At 68.5% G+C, this 9,725-nt stretch carries 15 protein-coding genes and 1 pseudogene; 5 read left to right on the forward strand and 11 right to left on the reverse strand.

What is annotated here, in order from left to right:
• A partial coding sequence (locus x551_RS14575; RefSeq protein ID WP_036249164.1) for an Hpt domain-containing protein occupies positions 1–379 on the reverse strand: 379 nt, incomplete at its 3' end.
• Between x551_RS14575 and x551_RS27925 the strand changes: the two genes are divergently transcribed.
• Positions 371–505 carry a hypothetical protein gene (locus x551_RS27925; RefSeq protein ID WP_256363989.1) on the forward strand — a complete coding sequence of 45 codons (135 nt, stop codon included), beginning with the start codon at positions 371–373 and terminating at the stop codon, positions 503–505. The two genes, x551_RS14575 and x551_RS27925, sit on opposite strands and share 9 nt — an antisense overlap.
• A gap of 6 nt (positions 506–511) precedes the next feature.
• Here the strand turns inward: x551_RS27925 and x551_RS14580 are convergent, their stop codons facing one another.
• Positions 512–874, reverse strand: coding sequence for a response regulator (locus x551_RS14580; RefSeq protein ID WP_011828184.1), 363 nt, complete (start codon positions 872–874; stop codon positions 512–514).
• A gap of 109 nt (positions 875–983) precedes the next feature.
• Complete coding sequence (locus x551_RS14585; protein ID WP_310732266.1) at positions 984–1,373, reverse strand: hypothetical protein; 390 nt, start codon at positions 1,371–1,373, stop codon at positions 984–986.
• A gap of 173 nt (positions 1,374–1,546) precedes the next feature.
• Between x551_RS14585 and x551_RS14590 the strand changes: the two genes are divergently transcribed.
• From x551_RS14590 to x551_RS14605, 4 genes are all read left to right on the forward strand, one after another.
• Positions 1,547–2,731 carry a sensor histidine kinase gene (locus tag x551_RS14590; RefSeq protein ID WP_051495852.1) on the forward strand — a complete coding sequence of 395 codons (1,185 nt, stop codon included), beginning with the start codon at positions 1,547–1,549 and terminating at the stop codon, positions 2,729–2,731.
• 85 nt (positions 2,732–2,816) lie between these two features.
• Positions 2,817–3,449: a response regulator transcription factor gene (locus tag x551_RS14595; RefSeq protein WP_011828181.1), complete on the forward strand. Its 633-nt coding sequence runs from the start codon at positions 2,817–2,819 to the stop codon at positions 3,447–3,449.
• A 67-nt stretch (positions 3,450–3,516) separates the two neighbouring features.
• Positions 3,517–3,768, forward strand: coding sequence for a DUF1272 domain-containing protein (locus x551_RS14600; protein WP_011828180.1), 252 nt, complete (start codon positions 3,517–3,519; stop codon positions 3,766–3,768).
• A gap of 6 nt (positions 3,769–3,774) precedes the next feature.
• Positions 3,775–4,200: a GFA family protein gene (locus x551_RS14605; RefSeq protein WP_036234656.1), complete on the forward strand. Its 426-nt coding sequence runs from the start codon at positions 3,775–3,777 to the stop codon at positions 4,198–4,200.
• 10 nt (positions 4,201–4,210) lie between these two features.
• Here the strand turns inward: x551_RS14605 and x551_RS14610 are convergent, their stop codons facing one another.
• From x551_RS14610 to x551_RS14645, 8 genes and pseudogenes are all read right to left on the reverse strand, one after another.
• Complete coding sequence (locus x551_RS14610; protein WP_036234659.1) at positions 4,211–4,837, reverse strand: M48 family metalloprotease; 627 nt, start codon at positions 4,835–4,837, stop codon at positions 4,211–4,213.
• A 117-nt stretch (positions 4,838–4,954) separates the two neighbouring features.
• Entirely contained in the window at positions 4,955–5,725 is a 771-nt protein-coding gene (fliR, locus tag x551_RS14615; protein ID WP_036234662.1) for a flagellar biosynthetic protein FliR, read from the reverse strand.
• A gap of 42 nt (positions 5,726–5,767) precedes the next feature.
• Complete coding sequence (gene fliQ, locus x551_RS14620) at positions 5,768–6,037, reverse strand: flagellar biosynthesis protein FliQ (protein ID WP_036234665.1); 270 nt, start codon at positions 6,035–6,037, stop codon at positions 5,768–5,770.
• Between the two features lie 10 nt (positions 6,038–6,047).
• Positions 6,048–6,812, reverse strand: coding sequence for a flagellar type III secretion system pore protein FliP (gene fliP, locus x551_RS14625; RefSeq protein ID WP_051495853.1), 765 nt, complete (start codon positions 6,810–6,812; stop codon positions 6,048–6,050).
• 106 nt (positions 6,813–6,918) lie between these two features.
• The gene (locus x551_RS14630) at positions 6,919–7,236 is read right to left on the reverse strand and encodes a flagellar biosynthetic protein FliO (protein WP_253950383.1); all 318 of its coding nucleotides are present in this window, start codon (positions 7,234–7,236) and stop codon (positions 6,919–6,921) included.
• Positions 7,237–7,290: 54 nt separating this feature from the next.
• Complete coding sequence (fliN, locus tag x551_RS28215) at positions 7,291–7,683, reverse strand: flagellar motor switch protein FliN (protein ID WP_051495854.1); 393 nt, start codon at positions 7,681–7,683, stop codon at positions 7,291–7,293.
• Between the two features lie 69 nt (positions 7,684–7,752).
• A pseudogene (fliM, locus tag x551_RS14640) lies at positions 7,753–8,711 on the reverse strand (flagellar motor switch protein FliM); the annotation flags it as partial.
• Between the two features lie 184 nt (positions 8,712–8,895).
• A complete protein-coding gene (locus x551_RS14645) occupies positions 8,896–9,528 on the reverse strand; it encodes a flagellar basal body-associated FliL family protein (protein ID WP_036234667.1) in 633 nt (210 codons plus the stop codon).
• Between the last annotated feature and the right edge of the window lie 197 nt (positions 9,529–9,725).

Raw genomic sequence — 9,725 nt, forward strand, 5'->3', positions numbered from 1 at the left:
CCGGTGCCGGTGCCGCCACGACGGCGGCCGGCGCGGCCTTGGCAGCCGGCACCGGGGCCTGGCCCCCCACGAAGGCGCGGATGCTGGTCAGCAGCTCCGAGGTGTCGAGCACTTCACCGCCCGCACCCTGGTGGCGCGCCAGCTGCGAGCGCAGCGCATCGCCGGACTGCAGCAGCACGTCGACCATCGCTGCGGTCGGCTGCAGCTCGTGGCGGCGCAGCTTGTCGAGCAACGTCTCCATCTGGTGCGTCAGCTCGGCCACGTCGGCGAAGCCAAAGGTCGCCGCGCCGCCCTTGATGGAGTGGGCGCAGCGGAAGATGGCGTTGAGTTCCTCGTCGTCGGCCGCGGCCACGTCGATCGCGAGCAGCTGTTGCTCCATGCGATCGAGGTTCTCGCCGGCTTCCTCGAAGAAGACCTGGTAGAACTGGCTCAGGTCGATGCCGGCGCCTGGTTGGCACTGGCCGTGTTCGTGTCGCCCATGTCGATTCCTCGTGTCTCGTCTTGACGGGGCTCAGCGAATGACCTTCTTGATCACCTCGAGCAGCTTGGCCGGGTCGAAGGGCTTGACCATCCATCCGGTCGCACCGGCAGCCCGGCCGGCCTGTTTCATCTGGTCGCTGGACTCGGTGGTCAGGATCAGGATGGGCGTGGCCTTGAAGCTCGGGTGCTCGCGCAGCTTCTTGGTCAGGCCGATGCCATCGAGCTGGGGCATGTTCTGGTCGGTGAGCACCAGGTCGAACTGGCGCTGCGCGGCCTTGTCGTACGCGTCCTGGCCGTCGACGGCCTCGGTGACGTCGTAACCAGCGCTCTTGAGGGTGAAGGACACCATCTGCCGCATCGATGCGGAATCGTCCACGGCCAGGATTGAATGCATTGCGCTCTCCGGATTTCTCGGTGACTTATCGGTTGCTGGAGGAACTACTTGAGTGCGGCGACACCGCGCTAGAACAGCTCGACGGTGCCGGCGTCCATTTCGTCCTGCGTCACGGGATTCGGACGCAGCGGCGGGGGGCGATCACCGCCTCGCCGTCGGCGTCTGCGCCGAACGCATCGCGCGCCAGCTGGTCGGCGCAGTTGCGCAGGCGCTGGTGGGTGTGGGCGATCAGCTGCGAGGCCATGTCCTGGAACTGCAGGGCCGTGACGGCTTCTCCGAGCAGGCGGCGCACGTCGCGGACGGTGCCGGCATCGATCGCGTCGCCTCCGTCCAGCTGGCCGACAGCGCCGTGGAAGCGCTGCATCAGCGCATCGCAGGTGTCGGCGAGCAGGCGCTGCAGGCGGTCGAGATCGTTGCTGGCCATCATCAGATGGTCCTGCAGGTCCGCAGCCAGCAGCAGCGGCAGCGCCGGTTCGGCGGAGATCTGGGCTTGTGGCATCGTTGTCTTCGCAAATGGGCGCAGCGCGAACGCTGCGGGCGTGCGCCCGTCCTCACGCGCTCGGGGCGCGCTGCCTCCGGTCGGGTGCGGCTTGGCACAATTCTTCGCCAGCCCTCCGTTCCGCGGTGTCAAGATCACGGGGCCAAACGACCGCCAGTTCGACCCTTCCACCCATGCCGGCACCCGATCTGTCCCCTTTACCCCCCGCCCTGTCCACCGTGCCGCTGCGGCTGCGGGTGCTGCACCTGGAGGATTCGGAACTCGATCACGAATTGATGCTGGCCCACCTGCGGCGTGGCGGCATCGATCCCGACGCGCTGCGCGTCGAATCCGAGGCCGGGTACCGGGCCGCGCTGGCCGAACCCTGGGACGTGGTGGTCAGCGACTACAACCTGCCGGGCTTCTCGGGCCTGCGCGCCCTGGAGATCCTGCGCGACAGCCGGCTGCTGCTGCCCTTCATCCTGGTCTCGGGCGAGATCGGCGAGCAGGTGGCGGTGCAGGCCATGCTGACCGGCGCCAACGACTACCTGCTGAAGGAAAACCTGGCGCGGCTGGTGCCGGCCCTGCTGCACGCGATCGAAGGCACCGAGGCGCTGCGTGCCAAGCAGGAAGCCGACCTGGCCCTGGGCCAGAGCGAGCAGCGCCTGCGCGAACTGGCCCAGCACCTGCAGGCAAACATCGAGGCCGAGCGCACGGCGATCGCCCGCGAGATCCACGACGACGTGGGCGGGTCGCTGACCGCGCTGAAGTTCGACCTGGCGTGGATCGAGCGGCACGCCCGAGACCCGGCGGTGGCGCAGCGCGCGCAGGGCGCACTGGAGACCGTGACGCTGGCGATCGAGTCGAGCCAGCGCATCATGCACAACCTGCGCCCGGCCATCCTGGAACAAGGCCTGATCGCGGCGCTGCAGTGGATGACCCAGCGCTTCGAGAAGCGCAATGGCGTGGTGACGGTGTTCCGCACCAGCCGCGACGAGTTGCCGCCGCTGCCGGCGGGCGTCCCGCTGGCCGCCTACCGCACCGCGCAGGAGGCCCTCACCAACATCAGCAAGCACGCCTACGCGACCCGCGTGGAAGTCGATCTCACGGTCGCCGGCCGCGTGCTGTCGCTCGAGGTCAGCGACAACGGCCGCGGCCTGATCCAGGAGGACCTCGCCAAGGCCCGCTCCTTCGGCATCCGCGGATTGCGTGAACGCGCGGCACAGGTCGGCGGCTGGGTCGACCTCTCCAGCGGACCGGGCGGCACCACCATCATCCTGTCGGTGCCGCTCGAGGCCGGCGGAGATACCGGGCACGGCGAGTTCGACGGCCTGCAGGACGACCCGGACGACCCGACCTCCTGGGACATGCTGCGGTGAAGGCGGCCCCTGCGATGGGCTGGCCCGACGGGCCGTGACCGCGGTAGAGTGGAAGCATGCAGTCATCCTCCCTCGCAGCGCCGTCATGACCGTCCGCGTCATCCTCTGCGACGACCACGCACTGATCCGGCGCGGCATCCGCGACACGCTGTCGGATGCGCCCGACATCGAGGTCGTGGGCGAGGCGGGCGACTACGGCGAGCTGCGCAGCCTGCTTCGTGACACCGACTGCGACGTGCTGGTGCTCGACATCAACCTGCCGGGTCGCAGCGGCCTCGACGTGCTGCACGTGCTGAAGGAGGAAGGCTCGGCGCTGCGCGTGCTGGTGGTGTCGATGTACCCCGAGGACCAGTATGCGATCCGCGCGCTGCGCGCCGGCGCCTACGGCTACGTCAACAAGGGCAGCGACACCCAGCTCATCGTCGAGGCGGTGCGGATGGTGGCCAAGGGCCGCAAGTACATCACGCCCGAGATCGCGCAGATGCTGGCCGAGAGCCTGAGCCAGCCGGCCACCGAGATCGCCCACGAGAAGCTGTCGGACCGCGAGCTGCAGACGCTGGTGCTGATCGCGTCGGGCAAGCGGCTGTCGGACATCGCCGCCGAACTGACGCTGAGCCCGAAGACCGTCAGCGTCTACCGCGCCCGCGTGCTGGAGAAGCTGGCCCTGACCAACAACTCCGAGCTCACGGTCTACGCCATCCGAAACGGCCTGGTATGAGGCTCGGCCGCGACCGAGCCTGACCCCCGTCTCCATTCATCTTGTGCAACGCCCCGGGAGAGCCGCGATGCTGAGCCTGCGCCCCAACTGCGAATGCTGCAATGCCGATCTGCCGCCCGAAGCGGCCGACGCGCGGATCTGCAGCTTCGAATGCACGTTCTGCGCCGATTGCGCCGACACCCGGCTGCAGGGCCGCTGCCCCAACTGCGGTGGCGAGTTGCTGGCCCGCCCTCGCCGGCCGGCCGCGGCGCTGGCGCGCCACCCGGCCTCGACCGAACGGGTGTTCAAGCCCGCGGGCTGCGCGCCGTCCGGCGCCTGAACGCCGATGCAGGCCGAAGCCAGCGTGCGCCTGAGCGGCGGTTGCCTGTGCGGCGCGGTGCGCTACGAACTCGACCGGGCGCCCGGGCCGATCGTGCTCTGCCATTGCGGCCAGTGCCGCAAGGCGCAGGGCTCGGCTTTCGCCACGGTGGCCCCGGTGGCCGTGGAAGCTTTCCGGCTGGTGCGCGGGGTCGATCGGCTGCGCGGCTTTCAGTCCTCACCGGGCAAGTGGCGCAGCTTCTGCGGCGATTGCGGCTCGCCGATCCACAGCCGCCGCGACGACCGGCCCGCGGTGCTGCGGCTGCGCGTGGGCAGCCTCGACGATCCCTTCGACCAGCGGCCCGCCGCGCACATCCACGTGGCGTCGAAGGCGGCGTGGTGGACGATCGACGACGCGCTGCCGCAATACCCGGGCATCGAACCGGGCCGCTGACCGTCCGGCCCTACTGCAGGGTGCGCAGGTGCACCACGCGCTGCTGGGTGCCCGGGTGGGTGGCGGTGGCCTTGATCATCGGCAGGTGCTGGAACAGGACCAGCGGCGTGTCCTCGGGCTCGCCCAGATGCCGGATCAGCCGCATCGCGAAGGCATCGGCCTCGTATTCGTGCTCGTGCGACAGCTGCGAGGCCTCACGGCCCAGCACGCCGGCGATGGCGTCGGTGTGCGCCTGCACCACCTCCCCGGGGATGTGTCGCTTGTAGAGTTGTCCGAGCTGAGCCCAGTGGCGATGCATCACGTGGCCGAGCTCGTGGGCCAGCACGAAGCTGCGCTCGCTCTCGCTCATGTCGGCGAGCGACACGTTCGCGGCGACCACGCGCCCCATCAGGCACACCGCGAGCAACGGCCCCCGCACGACCAGCAAGCGGACGTCACCGGGCATGTCCGCCGCGTCCAGGACCCGCTGGAAGCTGCGGCGAACCACCTGCACGGCAGGGTCGGCTTCGTCGACCTGGGCCTCGGTCAGCGCGTCGAGCTGCATCTGCTGTGAACGCTGCAGCACGGCAAGGATGTCGTCTTCGCACCATGCTGGTGCTGCAAACGAAGCAAGCAGGGACAACAGGATGGCGCGCATCAGAACCTCCGCACGTCAATATCAGGGTTGACCCTAGATTCCATGCAATCGCCGTACCAGATTCGCACAATACGGGGCGAGGTCCGTGCGCTCCTGCCGATCCCGGCCGTCTGGCCGCTACTGGAACTGCGCCAGCATCCGCTCCAGCGCCATCGTGAACGGCTGTTCCATGAAGGGGAGGGTCAGCGTGATGCCGATCAGGCCGACGCCGAGCGTGATCGGGAAGCCGATCGCGAAGATGTTGATCTGCGAGGCCACGCGCGAGATCAGCCCCAGCACGAGGTTCATGAACAGCAGCATCGTGATGATCGGCAGCGCGATCCACAGCCCGAGGCGGAACACCTCCGCGCCCCAGAGCTGCGGTTGCAGGGCCGACAGGAAGGACAGCGGGGCGGCCTCGGGCGCGGCCACCGGGAAAGCATGGAAGCTCTGGATCACGGCCGCGGTCAGCAGCAGGTGACCGTTCATCACGACGAACAGCCAGGCCGCGCTGGTGCCGAAGAAGCGGCTGACCGCGGTGGATTGCGAGGCGCTGATGGGATCGAAGAAGGACGCGAAGTTCAGGCCCATCTGCAGGCCGATCATCTCGCCGGCGAACTCGATGCCGGCCATGACGATGCGCGCCGAGAAGCCGAGGGCCAGCCCGATCACCAGCTGCTGGATCACCGCCTCGAAGGCCTGCGCGCTGTCGAGCGCGATCACCGGCATCGGCGGCAGCGAAGCCTGGGCCGCGACGGTGATGAAGAAGGCCAGCGCCACCTTCACCCGCACCGGCACGCTGCGCATGCTCAGCACCGGGGCACTGACGAACAGCGCCAGCACTCGCAGGAAGGGCCAGACCATCGGGCTCAGCCAGGCGGTGAGCTGGGCCTCGTCGAAGGTGAACATGGTCGGTTCGTCGGGGGCGGCATCCGCCGGCCGCTGAAGCGGCTAGCCGACGACGGTCGGGATCGCCTGCAGCGTGCGCTGCAGGTACTCGACGATCGTGGTGAGCATCCAGGGCCCGGCGATCGCGAGTACCGCAACCGCGGCGATCAGCTTGGGCACGAAGCTCAGCGTCGACTCGTTGATCTGGGTGGCGGCCTGGAACACGCTGATCAGCAGGCCGACCACCAGGATGGTCAGCAGCATCGGCGCGCTGATCATCAGCAGCAGGACCAGACCCTGCTGGCCGAAGGTGAAGACTTGTTGGGCATCCATGGCGGTGGGGTCAGGTGGCGAAGGAGGCAGCGAGCGAGCCGAGCAGCAGGTTCCAGCCGTCGGCCAGCACGAACAGCATCAGCTTGAAGGGCAGTGCCACCAGCACCGGGCTGAGCATCATCATGCCCAGGCTCATCAGCACGCTGGCGACGATCATGTCGATGATCAGGAAGGGAATGAAGATCAGGAAGCCGATCTGAAAGGCGCTCTTGAGCTCGCTGGTCACGAAGGCCGGCACCAGCACGCGGAACGGCGCGTCCTCGCCCTTCACCGCCGGGTCGAGCTTGGCGAGCCGGGCGAACAGCATCAGGTCGCTCTGGCGCGTCTGCTTCAGCATGAAGGACCGCATCGGCGCCTCGCCGCGGGCCAGCGCCTCGTCGAAGGCGATCTGGTTGGCCGCGAAGGGCTTGTAGGCATCGTTGTAGACCTTGTCGATGGTCGGCCCCATGACGAACAGCGTCAGGAACAGCGACAGGCCGATCAGCACCTGGTTGGGCGGCACCGACTGCGTGCCCAGCGCCTGGCGCAGCAGGCTCAGCACGATGACGATGCGGGTGAAGCCGGTCATCATCAGCAGCACGGCCGGCAGGAAGCTCAGCGCGGTGAAGAACAGCAGGGTCTGGATCGGCACCGAGTAGCTGGTGCCGCCCGCGCCCTGTCCGACGATCAGCGGCAGGTTCGCGTTGCCGCCCGCCGCCTGCGCTAAAGCCGCTGCAGGAAGTGCCGACAACACCGATACGGCGGCGATCAGCGCGACGCGCCTGTGACGCCACAAGAAGGAAGCGGCACCGATGCCCGCGAGCAGACGCCGCGGATCCGGCTCCGCCGGTCCGCCAGCGTCGCTCCCTCGAGGGAGAGCGGCGCTGTCGCAGCGGAGATGGTCAGTTCCTTGCATCGCGAACCTTCTTCAGCAATGCGGCGAACGGCGCCTCGGGGGCGGCAGCATTCGCGGCCATGTCAGCCTGCGGCGACAAGGTGTGCAACGCGGTGATGGACTGCGGCGTGACGCCCAGCACCAGCCAGCGGCGCTCCTCGCCCTGGCCGACCTCGACGGTCACGATGCGCTGGTGCGGACCGAGCGCCATGCTGCCGACGGTGCGCGTCAGAGCGTTCGCCTGGCTCATCGCTGCGCCGTAGGGCGTGCGCTTGAGCAGCCACAGCGCCAGCGGGATGGCCGCCACGATGACGACGAACCACAACAGGCCGAAGCCAGGGAACCGGACATCATGTCGCGCGCTTTCCGGAGGGCCGGATCAGCCGCCGCGGCTCAGCCGGCGCATGCGCTCGCTGGGCGTCACGATGTCGGTCAGGCGGATGCCGAACTTGTCGTTCACCACCACCACCTCGCCCTGGGCGATCAGGTAGCCGTTGACCAGCACGTCCATCGGCTCGCCGGCCAGCGCGTCGAGCTCGACCACCGAGCCCTGCGCCAGCTGCAGGATGTGCTTGATCGGGATGCGTGTGCGGCCCAGCTCCACGGTGAGCTGCACCGGGATGTCGAGGATCATGTTGATGTCGTTGCCCGCGCCGCCTCCCGGGGTGGGCGCGAAGTTGGCGAACGACGCCGGCGCCACCTGCTCGGCCGTCGTGACGACCTCGCTGCCGGGCGACTGTTGCTCGAGCGCGGCGGCCCACTCGGCGGCCATCGCGTCCTGTTCGTCGTTCGGTGCGGCATCAGCATGGTGTTCTCCCAGCCAGGACGGGCCCTGGTTCGTCAGCAGTTGATCGATCTTGATGGCGTACTTGCCGTTGCTCGTGCCGTAGTGGCAGTCGAACACCGGCACGCCGTCCACCTTGGCGTGGACCACCTGGTCCAGGTCGAGCTCGATGAAGTCGCCCGGCTTCAGCGCGAGCAACTGCTCGACCGTGGCCGGCGCCTGCGCCAGCTCGGCCACCAGGTCGACCTCGGCGGCCTGGATCTGCTGCGTCAGCAGCTTGACCCAGCGGCGGTCGGGCTCGTTGGCATCCCCCTGCACGGTGGAGTACAGCGTGTCGCGGATCGGCTCCAGCGTGGCGTACGGAATGCAGAAATGGATGGTGCCGCTGGTGTCGCCGATCTCGACGGTGAATGAGGTGGTCACGACGATCTCGCTCGGCGCGGCGATGGTCGCGAACTGCGGCTGCATCTCCGAACGCTGGTACTCCAGCTCGACCGGGTAGACACCGGCCCAGGCCTTCTTGTACTCGGCCGAGATCACCTCGACCAGGCGCGAGATCACGCGCAGCTCGGTCGGCGAAAATCACGCCCCTCGATGCGGGTGTGGAACTTGCCGGCCCCGCCGAACAGCGCGTCGATCACCGCGAACACCAGCGTCGGATCGCAGACGATCAGCCCGCTGCCGCGCAGCGGTCGCACCGCCATGATGTTGAAGTTGGTCGGCACCACGATCTCGCGCAGGAAGGCGCTGTACTTCTGCACCTTGATCGTGCCGACCGCCACCTCCGGCGTGCGCCGGATGAAATTGAACAGGCCGATGCGGATGTTGCGGGAGAAGCGCTCGTTGATGATCTCCATCGTGGGCATGCGCCCACGCACGATGCGCTCCTGGCTCGCCAGGTTGTAGTCGCGCACGCCGCCCTGCTCGACCTCCTCGGTCTCGAGCTTCTGGCTCTCGCCGGTGATGCCCTGCAACAGCGCATCCACCTCGTCCTGCGACAGGATCTGCTGATTCATGGTGCCCCTCGTCCGACGAGGACGTCAGCCGGTCCCCCGAGGGGACGCGGGCCGGCTTGGGAGCGGCCCGGCGCTCGGCCCGCAGGCACGGCACGACGCGAGCGGACGCCGCGGACCCGGCTTTGCCGATCCGCCAGCGTCGCCCCCCCGGGGGGGAGCGGCGAAACCGCAACGGGGGGGTACGTCATTGGATGATGAAGCTGGAGAAATGCACGTGCTCGACCGGGTTGTGCACGGCCGGGGCCTTCTTGCGCTTCTTCTTGACCGGCTTTTCTTCGGCATCGGTGTCGGCCGCCGCGTCATGCGCCGGCGCGTCGTCGATCTCGATCTCGATGCCCAGGGGCCGCACCGACTCGCGCATGATCTCGGCCGCCAGCTTTTCCTTGCCAGCACGCTCGAGCAGCTCGCCCGAGGTCTTGTGCGACAGGATCATCAGCACGCCGTTGCGGATGGCCGGCATGTAGAGCTTGAGTTCCTCGGCCACCTTGGGGTCGTCGACCTGCAGCGTGACGCCGATCTGCGCGAAGCGCTCCTGGTCGCGATCGGCTAGGTTCACGACGAAGGGCTCGAGCGGCAGGAAATTGGGTGGCGCCTTGTGGTCCTTCTTGCCGGCATCGTGCGCCACTTCTTCCGCATCGTCGCCTTCCTCGGCGGCCGCAGCGGCCTCGGCGGCCTTCTTCTTCAGCAGGTAGACCGCGGCGCCACCCCCGGCTGCCACGAGCAGCGCCACGATCGCCAGGATCATGACGAGCTTCTTCGGCAGGCCCTTCTTGGCCTTCTTCGGCACTTCGACGGCATCGGCCGCGGCTGCAGACATCGGGAACTCCTTGCCATGAACGCGCACGGAGCAGACGCCGCCGCACGCAGGGAATGGAAAGGATTATTCGAGCCGGCCCTCACGGCGAAGCCGCGATAAGGGGGCGAAACCGGCGCTTACCGCCGCCCCCTGCCACCGCCGCGGCGTGCGCCGCGTGCTAGGCGTAGAGGTCGAGCAGGCCGCGGGCCGCGGGTGGG

This window comes from Methylibium sp. T29 (assembly GCF_000576205.1).
GTDB classification, from domain to species: domain Bacteria; phylum Pseudomonadota; class Gammaproteobacteria; order Burkholderiales; family Burkholderiaceae_C; genus Methylibium; species Methylibium petroleiphilum.

Excerpts from the sequence above, each read along its gene's own strand:
- x551_RS14580 (WP_011828184.1), bottom strand. The coding sequence starts at position 874 with ATGCATTCAATCCTGGCCGTGGACGATTCCGCATCGATGCGGCAGATG.
- x551_RS14585 (WP_310732266.1), bottom strand. The coding sequence starts at position 1,373 with ATGCCACAAGCCCAGATCTCCGCCGAACCGGCGCTGCCGCTGCTGCTG.
- x551_RS14590 (WP_051495852.1), top strand. The coding sequence starts at position 1,547 with ATGCCGGCACCCGATCTGTCCCCTTTACCCCCCGCCCTGTCCACCGTG.
- x551_RS14595 (WP_011828181.1), top strand. The coding sequence starts at position 2,817 with ATGACCGTCCGCGTCATCCTCTGCGACGACCACGCACTGATCCGGCGC.
- x551_RS14600 (WP_011828180.1), top strand. The coding sequence starts at position 3,517 with ATGCTGAGCCTGCGCCCCAACTGCGAATGCTGCAATGCCGATCTGCCG.
- x551_RS14605 (WP_036234656.1), top strand. The coding sequence starts at position 3,775 with ATGCAGGCCGAAGCCAGCGTGCGCCTGAGCGGCGGTTGCCTGTGCGGC.
- x551_RS14610 (WP_036234659.1), bottom strand. The coding sequence starts at position 4,837 with ATGCGCGCCATCCTGTTGTCCCTGCTTGCTTCGTTTGCAGCACCAGCA.
- fliR (WP_036234662.1), bottom strand. The coding sequence starts at position 5,725 with ATGTTCACCTTCGACGAGGCCCAGCTCACCGCCTGGCTGAGCCCGATG.
- fliQ (WP_036234665.1), bottom strand. The coding sequence starts at position 6,037 with ATGGATGCCCAACAAGTCTTCACCTTCGGCCAGCAGGGTCTGGTCCTG.
- fliN (WP_051495854.1), bottom strand. The coding sequence starts at position 7,683 with ATGGCCGCCGAGTGGGCCGCCGCGCTCGAGCAACAGTCGCCCGGCAGC.
- x551_RS14645 (WP_036234667.1), bottom strand. The coding sequence starts at position 9,528 with ATGTCTGCAGCCGCGGCCGATGCCGTCGAAGTGCCGAAGAAGGCCAAG.